Source organism: Sphingorhabdus sp. SMR4y (assembly GCF_002218195.1).
Classification (GTDB): Bacteria; Pseudomonadota; Alphaproteobacteria; order Sphingomonadales; family Sphingomonadaceae; genus Parasphingorhabdus.
On the sequence record NZ_CP022336.1, the window covers coordinates 2,915,978 to 2,932,030 of the forward strand.

Below are 16,053 nucleotides of genomic sequence, written 5' to 3' on the forward strand. Positions count from 1 at the left end.
CGCTCCGCATCGCGTGCGGAGCATGTTTACGCGGCTATTTGTTCAACCGCCCCTCGACCAACGCGTCGACCACGCTCGGATCGGCCAGTGTCGAAGTGTCACCCAGCGCGCCATGGTCATTCTCGGCGATCTTGCGCAGGATGCGCCGCATGATCTTGCCGCTGCGGGTCTTCGGCAGCGCGGGGGTCAGATGGAGATGGTCCGGCGTGGCGATCGGGCCGATTTCCTTGCGGACATGGCCGCGTAATTCGGCGACCAGGTCGTCGGATGCCGGTTCGCACGCATTCAGCGTGACATAGCAATAGATGCCCTGTCCCTTGATATCATGCGGAAAGCCGACCACAGCTGCTTCGGCGACCTTGGGATGCGAGACCAAGGCGCTTTCGACTTCAGCCGTACCCATGCGGTGGCCAGAGACGTTGATCACATCATCGACGCGACCGGTGATCCAGTAATAATCGTCGCCGTCCCGCTTGCAGCCGTCACCGGTGAAATATTTGCCCTTGTAGGTGCTGAAATAGGTCTGGATGAACCGTTCATGGTCGCCATAGACGCTGCGTGCCTGGCCCGGCCAGCTGGCGGTGATGCACAGATTGCCGTCGGTCGCACCGTCGAGCACGTTGCCGTCCCCGTCGACCAGTTGGGGCTGGATGCCGAAAAACGGCTTGCCGGCGCTGCCCGGTTTCATGCCATGAGCGCCGGGCAGGGTGGTGATCATGATACCGCCGGTTTCGGTCTGCCACCAGGTGTCGACGATCGGCGACCGGCCATCGCCAACCACGTCATAATACCAGCGCCAGGCTTCGGGATTGATCGGTTCGCCGACGGTGCCGAGCAGGCGGAGGGACGAGCGGTCGTGCGCCTTCACCGGTTCGTCGCCTTCCCGCATCAGCGCGCGGATCGCGGTTGGAGCGGTATAGAAGATATTGACCTTGTGCTTTTCGACCACTTCCCAGAAACGACCATGGTCGGGATAGTTGGGAATGCCCTCGAACATGATCTCGGTGGCGCCGTTGATCAGCGGCCCGTAGACGATATAGCTGTGGCCGGTGACCCAGCCGATATCGGCCGAACACCAGAATATCTCGCCCGGCTGATAGTCGAAGACATAGTGGAAGGTGGTCGCCGCCCATACCGCGTAACCGCCGGTCGTGTGCAATACGCCCTTGGGCTTGCCGGTCGAGCCGGACGTGTAGAGAATGAACAGCGGGTCTTCGGCGTTCATCGGCTCGCAGGGGCATTCTGCGGGCACGTCTGTCGACAGATCATGATACCAGTGATCGCGCCCCTCGGTCATGGCGACATCGCTGTCGGTATGGCTGATCACCAGCACAGCGTCGACCGACACTTTTTCGAGCGCTGCGTCGACATTGGCTTTTAGCGGTACCGGCTTGCCACCGCGCAATCCGCCGTCCGCGCAGATCACAAATTTGCTGTCGCAATCCTCGATCCGTCCGGCCAGCGCATCGGGGGAGAAGCCGCCGAACACGACGCTGTGGATCGCACCGATACGGGCGCAGGCGAGCATGGCGAAGGCGCCTTCCGGGATCATCGGCATGTAGATGGTGATCCGGTCGCCCTTTTTTGCGCCCAGCTTTTTCAGGCAACTGGCCATTTTTATGACCTCCGCCTGCAACTCGGCATAGCTGATCGTGCGGCCTGGCGCCTTGGGATCATCGGGTTCGAAGATCAGCGCGGTGACATCGCCCTTGCCGGCTGCGACATGGCGATCAACGGCATTGTGGCAGATGTTCAAAATGCCGTCTTCATACCATTTTATCGCAACCGGATCGTAGGACCAGTTGGCTATGGTCGTGGGGGCAGTCTGCCAGTCGAGCCGCTCAGCCTGGCGCGCCCAAAAATTGTCGGGGTCGCTGATGCTTTCCTGATAGAGGCGGTCATAGTCCGCTGCCGAGCAATGGGTTGGCGCATCGCTGCGCGGGGAAGGGATCGGTTCCACCAGGTCCTGGTTCTCCGCAATGTCCGTCATCGTTTATCTCTCCTTTTCGGCATCAGTTCAAAACGGCTGGTTAGCCGCAAAATTTTTCGTCGCCGGTTTTCCGGCTCATGGCAGGCGCGTCAAGTCCTGTTCGGTGATGAATTGTCTGATCCATTCTGCATCGGGAAATCCGTGTGCGATCCACGCCGATTCAATCTTCGCCAGGCTTTTTGCGACAACCGGTCCCGGCTTCAGGCCCCGCTCGATCAGGTCGCCGCCGGTCAGCGGAAAGACCGGCGGCTGCCAGCCTTCGAGCGCGTCCAGCAGCTCTGGCAGCGCGCTGTCCGTGGCGAACAGCAGCGCGGCATCGCGGGCGCACTCCACGTTGGTCCGATAGGCAAAGCCGCGGATGTCGGCGAGACTTGCCGCCGAACCAGCGCCCCGGGATTCTTGCACGCCCAAAAGCCGTTCGTCGATCGCTCTCTGCTGCTTCCGGGACAGTTTCAGGCTCTTGGCAATAGCGCCCGCTTCGTCCGCTTGTTTGGGTAGCAGGGCCACCAGCCGCCGGATGGCCATGGGCGGCACCTGATGCTGTTGCTCGCGTTCGACCAGCCGGTTGATATTCTTTCCGGCATCCCCGTCAAGATTATCGACGATATGCCGGAATATTCCGGCATCCAGCATCTGTCCGATCGCAAATCGCGGGTCCTCTGTGGCGAGCAGTTTCAGCAGTTCGTCCGCCACCCGCTCGCGGGAGAGCGTTTCGAGCTTTGCGGCCGCTGCGGTGCAGGCTGCAAAAGCCTCTTCGTCCACCTGCTGCTGGCCGAAGCGCGCGAGAAAGCGGAAATAGCGCATGATCCGCAGATGGTCCTCCGCGATCCGCTCCCCGGCCGAGCCGATGAAGCGAATGTGCAGATTTTCCAGATCATCCCGTCCGCCGAAATAATCAAACACCTCGAGCGTCCTGGGATCGGCGGACAGCGCGTTGATCGTGAAATCCCGGCGCGCCGCATCCTCTTTCCAGTCATCGCTGAAGGCGACGGTCGCCCGCCGACCGTCGGTTGAGACGTCGCGCCGCAACGTGGTGATTTCGACAGGGCCGTCCGGCAGAACCGCAGTGATCGTGCCATGGGCTATGCCGGTGGGAACGGTCTTGATCGACACGGCCGCAAGCCGTTCCATCACGTCCTCCGGCAGCAGCGGGGTGGCGATATCGATATCCTTGACCGCCAGACCCAGCAAGGTGTCGCGAACGGCCCCGCCGACGAAACGCGCCCTGCCATCCAGCGCCGCAATCAGTTCTGCGAGACCGGACCTTTGTGTCCATTCTGCCGGCGGTAGTGTTCCCGTCACCAGTCCAGCCTCTTTCCCAGATTGTTCAAGATGCCCGCCGTAATTCCCCAGATACGATAATCCTGCCAGTAAATTTCGTAATAATGCCGCTTGCGCCCGTTCCATGTGCCTTCATGGGTGGTGCGGTTTTTCGGGTCGAGAAGATATTCGAGCGGAGCCTCGAACCAGCTTTCCACCTCGGTCGGGTCAGCGACAAAGGGCAGGTCGGGCGGAATGACGCTGAGCACCGGCTGGATATTGTAGCCGCTGCCCGACTGGAAACTGTCGGTCAGACCGATGACATCGACATGGCTGCGATCGAGCGAAACTTCCTCGTGCGCTTCACGCAATGCCGCATCGATGGGATCGTGGTCTTCCGGATCAATCTTGCCGCCCGGGAAGGCCACCTGCCCGGGGTGGTTGCGCATATGCTGGGGACGCTGGACGAAAATGACGCCCGGATCGGGGCGGTCGGTGACCGCGATCAGCACTGCCGCGTCACGCAGAATCTTCAGATCGTCGATATGGTCCCGTTCGTTGTAGAGCAGGTGGTCTAGATCATTCTCATGCCCTTTTGCCAGCGCCTGCTCCAGCCGGTCGCGCAGAGTCATGAATCGGACACCATCGGGAAAAACGCACCGGCCGACCAGATGCCCAGCGGATCCTGATCCTCTGCCAGGGCCAGTTCCACCAGCTCATAATAGACCGGGCGCGCCAGCACTGCCTCCAGCCCGCCACGGACGTGGATATAGGGTTGCGGCTTGTCGGTGCCAAAGCGGAGCGGATGGTCCGCACCCGCGACCACCAGATGATCGGTATTGAGCCGGAAGGCGAGCGTCCGGTCCGGTCCGCTGCCCTGACTTTCCAGCTGGACGGCGACAAAGGGTGCATCCTCAACCTCTATACCCAGTTTCTGATAGGGCGTTACCAGTGCAAAACTGCCATCCGCTTCCCGCCGCAGAATCGTGGAAAAGGCGCGCACCATGGCCGGACGCTGGATCGGGTCACCCTGATGATACCAACTGCCATCTGCGGCGATCCGCATCTCGCTGTCGCCGCTTTCCTTTGGCTCCCACTGGTCGACGGGAGGCAATTTCTGTGCTTCGGCCAGTTCCGCGATTTCCGTGATCGAGAGCGAGGCCAGTTCGGGGGGTGGCGTATAGGGCATGGGACCGGACTATTGCCCGCCGCCATTTCTGTAAAGGCCTAGTCGCCTTATCTGGTCCAGGGGCCGAGCGTGCCGGTCTTCGGCAAAGCCTCCGGGTTGTCGGTGCGGACCAGCAAACGCGAGGGCTCCCACGGCCCCGGCAGCGTCCATCCGGCTGTTCCCTCGGCTGAAAAGCCGAAGAAGCGCTCATAATATTCAGGGTCGCCGATCATCACCAGCGGCAGCGGGTCATTCGGCTGAATTTCCTGCAGCAGCGCCGTCATCATCGCCCGGCCAATGCCTTCCCGCTGGAAATCGGGATAAACTGCGACCGGTCCGACCATGATCATCGGGTATTTCTTGCCCTCTTCATCGGTGAGGGCGATCGGCCAGCACTGGATGGAACCGAGCAGTTCGTGCTTTTCCTGATCCACAGCGGCCAGCGACAGACCTTCAAGCATATCCATGCCTTCGCGCAGGCGATAGGCGGTGCGGTCGTGTCGGTCCGCGCCAAAGGCGGCGTCAAGCAGCGCTTCTACAAGTTGCGGATCGATTTCGGCGAGAGGAATGATGCTGGTCAAGTCGTTGGTCTCGTATATCAGGAAAAGCGCGCGCTACTCCGCTTTGCGGCAAAAGTCGAGCCGTATAGGTTGCATTTGCATGATTGGAACGCGCCAGCTAAAAGATTGATCTGTTAAGGGGAGTTTGTGCGTGTCGGACCAGAATGAGCCAGTAAAACCATCAATGGGCGAAACGCCAGCCGCCACCGCGTCAGCAAAGCCGGGCAGGCTTGGCTCTCTGCGCCGGGATCCCAAGGGCTGGCTGATTCTGGTGCTCGGTCTGGGCGCGCCTCTCGCATTTCTCATCGCCGCCGCTGGCAGCGGCTTTGGCTTCTGGGGCTGGCAGGCCGGTCTGGGCGCCATACCGTGGATCATTCTGGTCGCCATACTCACGCTGCTACTGGCAATCATCTTCATCGTGCTGAACCGGCGCAAGGGTCGCAAGACGCGCTTGCCTCTATTGGGGCTCGGAATGGTCGCGACCTTGGGGTTTCTGGCGTTCTGGATTCCCTATGTTGTGGCGATTGCCACCTTGCCCGCCATTCATGACATCACCACCGATCTCGCCGACCCGCCGCAGTTTACGGCGCTCAGCCTGCGCGATGACAATTGGGACAATATCCCCGGAGCGGATGATGGCGACATGCGCGGCATGAACCCGCGCCAGCGCTGGGCGACCGTGCATCAGGATGCCTATCCCGACATCCGGTCCGTCCGTATCGATCAGCCGGTCGCCGTGGTGATTGAAAAAGCCCAGCGGCTGGCGGAAGATCGCGGCTGGGAGATTGTCAGTGTCGATCCGGCGTCCGGCCGTCTCGAGGCCACTGACACAATTTCGCTGTTCCGGTTCAAGGATGACGTCGTCATTCGCGCCCGTTCGGCGGAAAACGGGGCTGCCAGCATCATCGACATGCGCTCGGTCAGCCGGGTCGGCGTGCACGATATCGGCGCCAATGCCAAGCGCGTCCGCCGTTTCCTGAGCGATCTGTCGGGAACAACGACCGCCGCTTCGCAATGAATTGCGGGTAGCGGGCGCTATTTGGCCGGGGTGAGTTTCAGCAGCCGGCCGCCTTTGCCGTCTTCCAGCACATAGATCGCCCCGTCAGGGCCCTGTTCCACTTCGCGGATGCGGGCGTCCATCAGAAAACGCTCGGCCTCCTTGGCGCTATCCTCCTCGAAACTGACACGGATCAGCGCCTGGCTTGCGAGGCCGCCGATAAACGCGCTGCCGCGCCATGCGGGAAACAGATCACCGGAATAGAAGATCAGTCCGCTGGGCGCGATGGTCGGCACCCATGCCACTTTCGGTGCCTCGAATTCGGGATGGCTATCATGGTTGGGAATTTCCCGGCCATCATAATGGTCGCCTTCCGACACCACCGGATAGCCGTAATTGGCGGCCCGTTGCACCAGATTGAGCTCGTCACCGTCTTTCGGACCCATTTCCTGATTCCACAGGCGCCCTTTGCCGTCAAAGGCAAGGCCGAGGATATTGCGGTGGCCCAGTGACCAGATTTCCGGCAGCGCGCCGTCCTGGTCGACAAAGGGATTGTCCTTGGGAATGCTGCCATCGGGATATAGCCGGACAATCTTGCCGAGATTGGCCGCCATGTCCTGGGCAGGGTCGAATTTCTGGCGGTCGCCGGAACCGATGAAGAGATATTCACCATCGGGCGAGAAGGCTATGCGATGGGAATAATGGCCCTTGCCGGTGACTTTCGGCTTTTGCGTCCACACGGTTCTCAAATTTTTCAACGCTGGTTTCGCGCCGGACAGGTCCAGCCTGGCACGCCCGACGACGGCACCTCTGCTGTCGTCCTCGCCTGCTTCTACCCAGCTCAGATAGACCATATTGCTGGTCGCAAAATCGGGGGCGAGCACGATATCGCCAAAGCCGCCCTGACCGCCATATGCCACCTCGGGCACGCCGCTGATTTCGTTTTTCTGTCCCTTGGCATCGACCAGTTGCAGCGTGCCGGCTTTTTCGCTGACCAGCATCCGTCCGTCCGGCAGGAAGGTCATCGCCCATGGTTCGTCGAAGCTGGCAATTGCCGTGGTTTCAAAAGGTTTGCGATCCACCGGAGATATATCGGCGAGAGCCTGTGCTTCCGTCGAAGCGCCCGCATTCGTCTGCGCATTTTCTCCATTGGTGCAGGAAGCCATGAAGATTGCGATCGATAGCGAAAGTCCAAGATTTTTCATGAGGTTTCCGTGTTTTATCGTCAAGTGCATACCACTTTTCTCTGAACTTCAGTATAGGAGAGGCGTGGCAATTTTCCTAGGCCAATCCGATGTTTTTTGCCGCGGAATTTCGCTGTTCACGGCTTGCTTACCATTATTGGTTAAGGCTGGCGCATGTTTGGACGAAAATCCTGTAGCGATGATCCGCGACCACGGTCGGCGGTTTCCCATGGCGTGGGCGTGGCTGGCCTGATCGGACTGGCGTGCTGGGTCCTGATCGCACGCCAATATGGTCTGGACGGTCCCTATTCCGCGCTTGCCGCCTGTCTGGCCTGCGCAACACCTATGGTGATCTGGTCTTTGCTGATGGACAAGGTGCATTTGCGGCCGACCACTGGCATGGACTGGACAAACCCGAAACCGCTGAAAGCGATATTCGACATCAGTCTGGTCAAGCTGGCCGGCCTCTGGGCGACCTGGGGCATTATCGCCACTATTTACTGTGTCGGGCGCTGGTACTGGACCGGGCAATATCAGTTTTCGATGGAGATCATGGAGACAGTGGCGCCATGGCTGTTCGTGCTGTCGATTCCCTATGTCCTGTTCATGGACCGTTTTGCCATCGATCCGCGCGACGGCGCGTGGCATTTTGGCCAGCTGCTTACGGGCCGGAAAAGCGAGTTTGACCGGCAGCGAATCTATCATCATCTTCGCGCCTGGGCGGTGAAGGGCTTTTTCCTGGCGTTCATGCTTTCGATCGTGCCCGGCGGCTTTGCCGATCTGGTCCGGCTGGATCTTGCCGGCCTGGCGGGCAATCCGGTGGCAATCGCCCATTGGCTGATCATCGCGATGTTCGTGGTCGACGTCCAGTTTGCCACAGTCGGCTATCTGCTGACGATGAAGCCGCTCGATGCCCATATCCGCACGGCCAATCCCTATATGGCGGGCTGGATTGCCGCCCTTATTTGCTATCCGCCGTTCATCTTGATGGGCGATAACGGGCCGCTCAACTATCATGTCAACACCGCTGACTGGGCCTATTGGTTTGAAGGCCAGACCGTGATCCTCTGGATATGGGGCGGTATTCTGGTGTTTCTTACCGCCATATATGCCTGGGCGACAGTCGCCTTCGGGTTGCGTTTCTCCAATCTCACCCACCGCGGGATATTGACCCATGGCCCCTATAGCTGGACCAAGCATCCGGCCTATGTCGCGAAAAATGCCTATTGGTGGCTGGCCACCATGCCGTTTCTGGTAACCTCCGGCAGCATCACCGATTTTGTCCGCAACACGGTGTTGTTAGCGGCGGTCAGCGGCGTCTATTACTGGCGCGCCAAGACCGAGGAAAAACATCTGCTCAGCGACCCCGCCTATAAGGAATATGCCGAATGGATGGATCGCAATGCGCCGGTTCCCCGGCTGCTGAACCGGATCAAGCGCCGCATCGGCTGGTGGCCATCGGACCGGCAAGAAGAGCCGGGAATCCAGCCGGCCGAATAGACCGGCGGATTCAAATTGTCGGAGCCGCCCGGAGCGGCTAATCCGGAGCGATGACTGTTACAGGAACCGACGGAAAACAGCGCTGCTTTGGCGGGCAGGCGGGCAAGGAATTTTACGGCGACTATCACGACCGGGAGTGGGGCGTGCCGGTTCATGATGACCGGCTGCTGTTCGAGAACCTGATCCTGGAAGGCGCGCAGGCCGGCCTGAGCTGGGAAACCGTGCTGCGCAAGCGCGACGGCTATCGCCGCGCCTTTCATGGCTTTGACGTCCGGCGCTGCGCTACGATGGAAGAGGATGAGCTGGAAGCCTTGCGCGAGGATAGCGGCATCATCCGCAACCGGCTGAAAATTTACGCGGTGCGCAGAAACGCGCAGGTCTTCCTTGATATGCAGGCGGAATTCGGCAGCTTCGATACATGGCTCTGGGGCCATCTCGACGGCGCACCGCCGGTCAACCGGCCGACGCAACTCTCGGAAATGGCGAGCAGCTCGCCGATCAGCGACACGATCTCCAAATCATTGAAGAAGCGCGGCATGAGCTTTGTCGGCAGCACCATCATCTATGCCTATATGCAGGCGGTCGGGATGACCGACGATCATCTCGCCGGATGCTGGAAGGCCTGATCAGCCCGGGTTTTTGAGATAGGCGATCAGATCTGCGCGCTTCTGTGCGTCCGGCATGCCGGCATAAATCATTCTGCTTTTCGGAAGCACCCGCTGCGGTTTTTCCAGAAACTGGAACAGTTTTTCCTCGGTCCAGGTGATGCCGCTGTCGGCATTGGCCTTGCTGTAGTTGAAACCCGGGATCGTACCGGCCTTGCGCCCGACAATATTGGCCAGTGACGGGCCGACGCGGTTCATTCCCGGATCGACCACGTGGCAGGTGCGGCACTGCATGAAGGCGGTCTTGCCAGAAGCGGCGTCACCGGTCAGGCTCGCATAGGCGACGCCGTCCAGCGTGGCGACATCGTCAGCCGGTGGCGGTGCATTGCTATCGGCGGGCGCTGCCGCTTCCGACAGGGTCGCCCCGCCAGTCTCCGGGGCCGATCCGCCGCTGTCCGTGCCGCCACCAGAACAGCCAGCGGTCACAATTGCCAAAGCCAATAATGAGCTTAACGTTTTCATGCCGGCCATATTCTTCCCAGTCCTGTGATGTTGAAGGCAAAATTCCTGTCCCTGCTGCCTAGTGCCGATTGATCCCAAATTAAAGGGTTGATCATTCCCTTGTCCGCGACGGGGGCAAATCTTTTACCGCTGGTGGCGCGAGGGCCGGAAGCCGCGCTGGTCGGGCCGGGAAAAAGCCGCTATCGTCCGTTCTTGTAAAAACACTGGAAACGGGGCGCTGACGGAGTGCCGGATTATACGGTTGAAAGAGAGCGGCGCATGCTATTGGTCCTGAAGAAATATATATCACGGCTGCCGGAGAAAATCTGGTTTCGGGCGATGCTGTTCAGCATTGGCGCGATTGCCGCTGCGGTTGCGGCAGAACTGGTAGGTCCGTTGATCCCCTACGAAGCGGATCTTGAAATCGCCAGCGGATCGGTCGGTGATATCTTGACCATATTGGCATCCAGCATGCTGGCGGTTATCGCCTTTTCCGTGTCGATCATGGTGTCTGCCTATGGCTCTGCAACCAGCACCGCGACACCGAGAACCATAGCGCTGATGCTGGCCGATGACCGTTCGCAAAACGCATTGTCGACCTTTCTGGGGACCTTTCTGTTCAGCATCGTCGGCATCATTGGATTGTCCGCCGGCTATTATGATGACAAGGGCCGCATCATCCTGTTCTTTGCCACCATCGCCGTGATCGTGATCATCTCCGGCACCCTGATCAACTGGATACAGCAGCTGTCCACGTTCGGACGGATGAACGACCTTATCGAGCGGGTCGAGCGGGCCACATCGAAGGCGCTCCGCTGGCATGGCCAGCACCCCCATCTGAATGCGCGGCCACCCGTCGCCATCCCGGAGGATGCTCTCCCGGTCCGTTGTGATATCGCCAGCGGTGTCGTGACATCGATCGACATGGGCCAGCTTCAGGAAGCAGCTACGGAACACGATGTCACCGTGCATCTGGCCATCCATCCCGGCAAGCTCATCTACCCGGCCCGCCCGTTGCTCTATCTGTCTGGCGGGAGTGTAAAAGAAGCAGATTTGCAGGCGTTTCGGGACAGTATATTGGTCGAACATGATCGCAGCTTCGACCAGGATCCCCGGTTCGGACTGGTGGTGCTTTCGGAGATCGCTTCCCGGGCATTGTCACCGGCAGTGAACGATCCGGGGACGGCTATTTCGGTGCTCGATAGCGGCCTGCGCTGTTTCGAAGTGCTGGCGGAGGCCAGCGCCGAGCCGGAAGATGCCAAATATGCCAGCATCCACGGTCCGGAAATAGAGGTGGAAGATCTGTTTACCGATTTCTTCATCAAGATCGCGCGGGACGGGTCCGGCATGGTGGAAGTCCAGCAGCGCATTCAGCTCTGTCTGCTGGCTCTGGCACAATCCTGGCCCGATCAGTTTTCGGCGGCCGCTGCGGAGGCATCCCGCGATGCTCTGGCAAGGGCGCTCGACACGATAGTCCACAAGCCCGACATAGAGGATTTGAAGGCAAGATCGAAAAAGGTGGCTGCCGGCAGCAATGGCTAAATTACAAGCTGTCGGGATCACGATATTGAAAGGCCGGACAACGCGAACCATGACATACGCTACTCGTCATGACCGCGCTATCCGGCGCAAACCTTTGGGTCGAAGGTGAATTCGGACATCGCCCATCGATTACACATATAACGCAGCAGCATGGAGAGGGTTCCGCGCCTGTGATTTTTTTCTGTAGAGGATCAAATGCGCCGGCTCGCCGTCCGGCCCGCTCTGTTCAGCCGGCTGAAAAGGCGGCGAATATATCCGGGATTGCCGAGGGGCTTTCCATTTTTTGCAGCGCTGTAATCGCGTCTTCTATCACCAGATTATACTGAGCGACGGATCCTTCCATCAGGCTGGGCGTCGCACCGACCGCCCGGATCAGCCGATAGGCCTTCTTGTTGTCGCGCAACATATCGATGCGCAATTGCCGCAACCCTTCGCAATAGCAGTCAAGAAACAGCGCCGTCATCAGGATCCGGGCGACGCCGAGACCGTGATAGGGGTCCAGAACCGCGATCGCGAACTCGCCGGTGTCGACGCTTTGTTCATCGCGGAAGACATGCGCCGCCGCAATTGCGGGACGGCCTTCCGCATCCATATTTATCACGCCCCAGGCGAGATGGTTGATCCCGTCCGCGTTTGCCAGTCTTTCGACAACCGTCGGGGACATGCTTTTCGATCCCGAGAAGAAGCGCAAATAACGGCTCTGGTCCGACATTTGCCGGATGCCCTGCTCGATTTCCTCCATATCCGATTGACGCACACGGCGCAGGCAAATCCCGGTGCCATTGTCGAGCCTGGCGTCGACGGATTGAATCTGGTTCTGAAAGGACCACGGAGCAGACATCAGCTTTCTCCTCGCCGCACTGCCGATATTTGCCGCAGACTGTGCCCGTCCCGGCGCCGGTTGCCAGTTGGAGACTAGCATCAATCGGCTTCCGAAGCCACCGGGACGGCCTCTTTGAATGTATGGGTGACATAGGGGAAAGGAATCTCGATATTCGCTTCGTCCAGAGCCCGCTTGACTGAACGGATGACGGCATCGCGGCTTTCGTGCATATCGCGCTGCGCCGAACCCGACCACCAGCGAAGCCTGAAGTCGATGGAACTGGAGTTGAATTCACAGGCAAAGATATCGACCGGTTTTTCCTTGTCGGTCGCGTCAGCCGTTTCGACAGCTGTGCGGATGACCTGACGCGCTTCCTCCAGATCGGTGTCATAGGAAACGCCGACCACGACTTCATGCCGCCGGCGGTCGTGATCGGTCAAAATCTCGACCGGATTTTTGAACAATATCGAATTGGGCACGATCGTCAGCTCGTTTGACAACTTTCTGATATGCGTTTCCCGCAACAATATCTGCTCGACCCGGCCTTCGATGCCCTCGCACGAAATATAGTCGCCGATCCGCATTTTTTCGCGCACCATGATCAATATGCCGGCGAGAAAATTCTCGAAAATATCCTGAAAGGCAAAGCCGATGGCGACGGTCCCGACGCCCAGTCCGGCGATCAGGCTCCCGGGTGTCAAATCCGGCAGCAGGATTGTCAGGGCTATCATCAGCCCGACTGCCCAGATCGCAATTCTCACCAGCGTATCCACCAGTTCGCGCAGCGACGGGCGCATTTTGGTCCTGGCGGTCAGGCGATCGGCGATTTTGGTCGCGAATCGTGCGACGATCCAGGTCAGGATGATGAGGACAAGGGCGATAACAAGACTGGGCAGGAGGCTGACAATGCCTTCCCCCATGGATCGCAATTGTGTGACTAGAATCTGGAGCGTATTAAACGACTGGTCTGCTTGATTATCCATGCGCTCTAAACGCGTGGATCATAAATTGGTTGCATATATTGCATATAAGCGCAGGCAGCCGGGAACTCTATTCTGCGGAAAAGGTTGATCGCTTATGTCAAACTTGTTCAAACCCGGGAAAAATTGCTGGCGCGTCGAGCATGCGGATCGGTCGGCGGTCCTTATTGATGGTGAAAATTACTTCCGCGCGGTCCGAAAGTCGCTCGCACAGGCGCGGCAGCGCATCATGTTGCTGGGCTGGGATTTCGACGAACGCGTGGAGATGCATGACACGGCAGAAGAGCCGGAAGGGCCGCTGAAGATCGGCGCCTATTTCGACTGGTTGCTCAAAAAGAACCGGGATCTCAATATCTACGTGCTGCGCTGGGATACCGGGGCTCTGAAATCCTTTTTTCGCGTCAATGGCCTGCTGACGCTGATCCGGTGGTATTTTCATCCGCGGGTGCATTTCAAGCTGGATTCCCATCATCCGGTGGGGGCAGCCCATCACCAGAAAGTCATCGCCATTGACGAAGATACGGCTTTTTGCAGTGGTATTGATGTAACCAACAACCGCTGGGATACGCGCGCGCACGAGGACAAGGACTCCCATCGCCTGCAACCGGACGGCAATGACGCCGGACCCTGGCACGACGCGGCGATGGTGGTGCAGGGTGCAGTCGCCTGCGCCTTGTCCGAATATGCCGTGCAGCACTGGCAGGATGCTGGTGGCAAGAAAATCAAGGCTGTGACTGTAAAAGGCGACTGCTGGCCGAAAGATCTGGAGGCGGACTTTACCGATTGCCCGGTCGCCATCGCGCGGACGATGCCGACAATGGACGATCAGCTGGGCGTGCACGAGATTGAAAACCTGTGCCTTGATCTGATTGCTGCGGCCAAGGATTTTATCTATGCGGAAAGCCAGTATTTTGCGTCCGCCCGTATTGCCGCTGCCCTTGCAGCGCGACTGTCCGAGCCCGACGGTCCTGAAGTGGTAATCCTGAACCCGCAAAGTGCGGAGGGATGGCTTGAGTCGGAAATCATGGACTCCACGCGTGCGCGACTTTTTGAGGCGGTGCGCGCGAAGGACAAATATGGACGTTTCCGGATATTCCACCCCTTTAACGAGGCGGGCACGCCGATTTATGTCCATGCCAAGATCATGATAATCGATGACCGCTATATCCGTATCGGATCATCCAATTTTAATAACCGTTCGCTCGGTTTCGACAGCGAATGCGACGTCGCCATCGATGCCTCGGAATTCGAGGGCGATGAGATTTCCAGCCAGATCGCACGCGTGCGGAACGATCTTCTGGCCGAGCATCTGGGGGTGGAAGAGAGGGAGGTTGGGAGCCTGTTGGAGGAAACCGGCTCCCTGATCGCGACAATCGACAGGCTGAACACCCCTGGACGGGGTCTCGGGCCCTACGAGACGCCGGATGTCGGGGCGGTAGAGGAATGGCTGGCGGACAATGATATCCTTGATCCCAAGCGGGCCGATGATGTCATCGCGGGTATCATTTGAGGTCCCCGAGCCAGCCATATATATGTGGTGACTATGCCGCGGTTTCGCCTGGCTTGGTTTCGTTTTTCTGCTGGATTTTCTTGATGATGATTCTCGCGGCAACGGAAATGGCACCGGCAGCGATGGTTCTGATGATATAACGCACGTCTTTCTCCTGGGTTCGTTGTTTGAAGTTCACTCTATCTACCGACGAACGGGGATTAGGTTGCAACGGAAGGCTGATTTAGCGGTCGAAGTTCATTGTCCAGATGGCGACAATCAAGGCGATGGCTCCGGATGCCATCAGGCCGGAAATGATCTGCATGTTGATCGGTTTCACCGGAGTGGCCTGGTGTGAGTTGAGCCTGTCTTGCACGGCGCACCCGTTGCGCTGGGCGACCCAGAAGATGAATATCCCGATGATCATGAACAAGGTGGCGATGGCCTTGGGTAGCCAGGGCGGTTCAAGCTTGCCGAACAGGGCATTGAAACCGAGGCCGATGCCGACGGCCGCCAGTCCGGTGCGCATCCAGCCTGCAAATGTTCGTTCATTGGCCATGATCGTTCGATCTTCGGCCCATTCGGTGCGGTCTTCCGCAAGATCCGTGCGTTCGCTTGCCAGATCGGTGCTGGATGTGTCCGTTGCCATGCCTGTCTCCCCGGTGGCGCCTCAGAAGCGTGCGCCGAAACTATAACAAAAGCCCCGACATTCATCCAAAAGGAATATGCCGGGGCTCTATGTGCTTGGTCAGAGATAGATGAAGGCTAGATTGCCCGTGCGCTGCCTCGTGGTCCAACGAAGAACCACAAAATCAGACCGATAACCGGCAGGATCAGGATGATCAGCGACCAGATGATTTTGCCGCCGGTCGAGGATCCGCTGCCCCAGACGCTCAGCAGCGCCCAGATATCCAGAGCCAAGATCAGAAGTCCAATAATTCCATATTCCATGATAAAATTCCTTGTTTAGGTAATGTTGCCAGATATTGTCGAATGTGCGCGTTCAGGATGTCGCCTCTTCGAGATGATCGATCAGCCGACCGTCGGCCCGCAATTCACCTTGATAGTTGCGCAGCAAGCTTTTGGCCGAAACCGAAAGATCATCCTGCGTCAGCGCCTTTTCGAACTTCTTGCGCAGATATTCCTCGCCTGTCTCGACGGCCTCGATTGCGGCTTCGTCATTGTCCTGCAAGGCAGCGCTCAAGTTCATGAACACGCGATGGGCCGACGCCAGGATCGTGCCATCGCTCTCCGGTGTACCGCCGGATTTCGTGATTTCCTCACGAACGGCAGCGGCCATTGCCCGGCGGGAAGCCGCGCGGCGGGAGAAGAAGTTCTTGAAGGTGGTGCGTTCCGCTATCTCGGCTGCTTTCTCGTAGCCATGCGTGGAATCGATCAGTGTCTCCAGAATATCATTCAAGATATCGGTGGATGCGTTATGTGTCATATCAACC

General features: G+C 58.8%; 17 protein-coding genes. 5 read left to right on the forward strand and 12 right to left on the reverse strand.

The annotated features are described in order from the left end of the window. Positions 1–34 precede the first annotated feature (34 nt). The 5 genes from acs to SPHFLASMR4Y_RS14055 form a co-directional block, all read right to left on the reverse strand. Positions 35–1,990 carry an acetate--CoA ligase gene (gene acs, locus SPHFLASMR4Y_RS14035; protein ID WP_089134099.1) on the reverse strand — a complete coding sequence of 652 codons (1,956 nt, stop codon included), beginning with the start codon at positions 1,988–1,990 and terminating at the stop codon, positions 35–37. A gap of 75 nt (positions 1,991–2,065) precedes the next feature. After that, positions 2,066–3,292 carry a CCA tRNA nucleotidyltransferase gene (locus SPHFLASMR4Y_RS14040; RefSeq protein WP_089134100.1) on the reverse strand — a complete coding sequence of 409 codons (1,227 nt, stop codon included), beginning with the start codon at positions 3,290–3,292 and terminating at the stop codon, positions 2,066–2,068. Continuing rightward, the gene (locus tag SPHFLASMR4Y_RS14045) at positions 3,289–3,882 is read right to left on the reverse strand and encodes a CoA pyrophosphatase (protein ID WP_089134101.1); all 594 of its coding nucleotides are present in this window, start codon (positions 3,880–3,882) and stop codon (positions 3,289–3,291) included. Before SPHFLASMR4Y_RS14045 ends, SPHFLASMR4Y_RS14040 begins: the two co-directional genes overlap by 4 nt. Continuing rightward, positions 3,879–4,439, reverse strand: a complete 561-nt coding sequence (locus SPHFLASMR4Y_RS14050; protein WP_089134102.1) for a DUF1285 domain-containing protein — start codon at positions 4,437–4,439, stop codon at positions 3,879–3,881. The genes SPHFLASMR4Y_RS14045 and SPHFLASMR4Y_RS14050 overlap by 4 nt, the downstream gene beginning before the upstream one ends. Positions 4,440–4,486: 47 nt before the next feature. Next, positions 4,487–4,999, reverse strand: coding sequence for a GNAT family N-acetyltransferase (locus tag SPHFLASMR4Y_RS14055; protein ID WP_089134103.1), 513 nt, complete (start codon positions 4,997–4,999; stop codon positions 4,487–4,489). Between the two features lie 130 nt (positions 5,000–5,129). On the opposite strand from SPHFLASMR4Y_RS14055, the gene SPHFLASMR4Y_RS14060 reads away from it, so the two are divergent. Then, entirely contained in the window at positions 5,130–5,996 is an 867-nt protein-coding gene (locus tag SPHFLASMR4Y_RS14060; RefSeq protein WP_145955547.1) for a DUF1499 domain-containing protein, read from the forward strand. 17 nt (positions 5,997–6,013) lie between these two features. On the opposite strand, the gene SPHFLASMR4Y_RS14065 is transcribed toward SPHFLASMR4Y_RS14060, so the two are convergent. Continuing rightward, positions 6,014–7,180: a PQQ-dependent sugar dehydrogenase gene (locus SPHFLASMR4Y_RS14065; RefSeq protein ID WP_260806983.1), complete on the reverse strand. Its 1,167-nt coding sequence runs from the start codon at positions 7,178–7,180 to the stop codon at positions 6,014–6,016. A 153-nt stretch (positions 7,181–7,333) separates the two neighbouring features. Between SPHFLASMR4Y_RS14065 and SPHFLASMR4Y_RS14070 the strand changes: the two genes are divergently transcribed. After that, positions 7,334–8,659, forward strand: coding sequence for a methyltransferase family protein (locus tag SPHFLASMR4Y_RS14070; RefSeq protein WP_089134106.1), 1,326 nt, complete (start codon positions 7,334–7,336; stop codon positions 8,657–8,659). A 50-nt stretch (positions 8,660–8,709) separates the two neighbouring features. Continuing rightward, the gene (locus SPHFLASMR4Y_RS14075) at positions 8,710–9,285 is read left to right on the forward strand and encodes a DNA-3-methyladenine glycosylase I (RefSeq protein ID WP_089134107.1); all 576 of its coding nucleotides are present in this window, start codon (positions 8,710–8,712) and stop codon (positions 9,283–9,285) included. Here the strand turns inward: SPHFLASMR4Y_RS14075 and SPHFLASMR4Y_RS14080 are convergent, their stop codons facing one another. Continuing rightward, positions 9,286–9,786, reverse strand: coding sequence for a c-type cytochrome (locus SPHFLASMR4Y_RS14080; RefSeq protein WP_260806984.1), 501 nt, complete (start codon positions 9,784–9,786; stop codon positions 9,286–9,288). A 258-nt stretch (positions 9,787–10,044) separates the two neighbouring features. On the opposite strand from SPHFLASMR4Y_RS14080, the gene SPHFLASMR4Y_RS14085 reads away from it, so the two are divergent. Beyond that, on the forward strand, positions 10,045–11,307 hold the full coding sequence (locus tag SPHFLASMR4Y_RS14085; RefSeq protein ID WP_089134109.1) for a DUF2254 domain-containing protein: 1,263 nt from the start codon (positions 10,045–10,047) through the stop codon (positions 11,305–11,307). A 226-nt stretch (positions 11,308–11,533) separates the two neighbouring features. On the opposite strand, the gene SPHFLASMR4Y_RS14090 is transcribed toward SPHFLASMR4Y_RS14085, so the two are convergent. Together SPHFLASMR4Y_RS14090 and SPHFLASMR4Y_RS14095 are read right to left on the reverse strand one after the other, a co-directional pair. After that, positions 11,534–12,148: a GNAT family N-acetyltransferase gene (locus tag SPHFLASMR4Y_RS14090; protein ID WP_089134110.1), complete on the reverse strand. Its 615-nt coding sequence runs from the start codon at positions 12,146–12,148 to the stop codon at positions 11,534–11,536. Between the two features lie 80 nt (positions 12,149–12,228). Then, positions 12,229–13,113 (reverse strand): mechanosensitive ion channel family protein, encoded by an 885-nt coding sequence (locus SPHFLASMR4Y_RS14095; protein ID WP_089134111.1) that lies wholly within the window; start codon positions 13,111–13,113, stop codon positions 12,229–12,231. Between the two features lie 94 nt (positions 13,114–13,207). Here SPHFLASMR4Y_RS14095 and SPHFLASMR4Y_RS14100 point away from each other — a divergent pair, with 94 nt between their 5' ends. Continuing rightward, complete coding sequence (locus tag SPHFLASMR4Y_RS14100; protein WP_089134112.1) at positions 13,208–14,620, forward strand: phospholipase D-like domain-containing protein; 1,413 nt, start codon at positions 13,208–13,210, stop codon at positions 14,618–14,620. Positions 14,621–14,843: 223 nt separating this feature from the next. Here SPHFLASMR4Y_RS14100 and SPHFLASMR4Y_RS14105 read toward each other — a convergent pair whose 3' ends face one another. The 3 genes from SPHFLASMR4Y_RS14105 to SPHFLASMR4Y_RS14115 form a co-directional block, all read right to left on the reverse strand. Then, positions 14,844–15,248, reverse strand: a complete 405-nt coding sequence (locus SPHFLASMR4Y_RS14105; RefSeq protein ID WP_089134113.1) for a YidH family protein — start codon at positions 15,246–15,248, stop codon at positions 14,844–14,846. A gap of 116 nt (positions 15,249–15,364) precedes the next feature. Continuing rightward, positions 15,365–15,550: a PLDc N-terminal domain-containing protein gene (locus SPHFLASMR4Y_RS14110; protein WP_089134114.1), complete on the reverse strand. Its 186-nt coding sequence runs from the start codon at positions 15,548–15,550 to the stop codon at positions 15,365–15,367. A gap of 52 nt (positions 15,551–15,602) precedes the next feature. Next, complete coding sequence (locus tag SPHFLASMR4Y_RS14115) at positions 15,603–16,046, reverse strand: PA2169 family four-helix-bundle protein (RefSeq protein ID WP_089134115.1); 444 nt, start codon at positions 16,044–16,046, stop codon at positions 15,603–15,605. Positions 16,047–16,053: the final 7 nt, after the last annotated feature.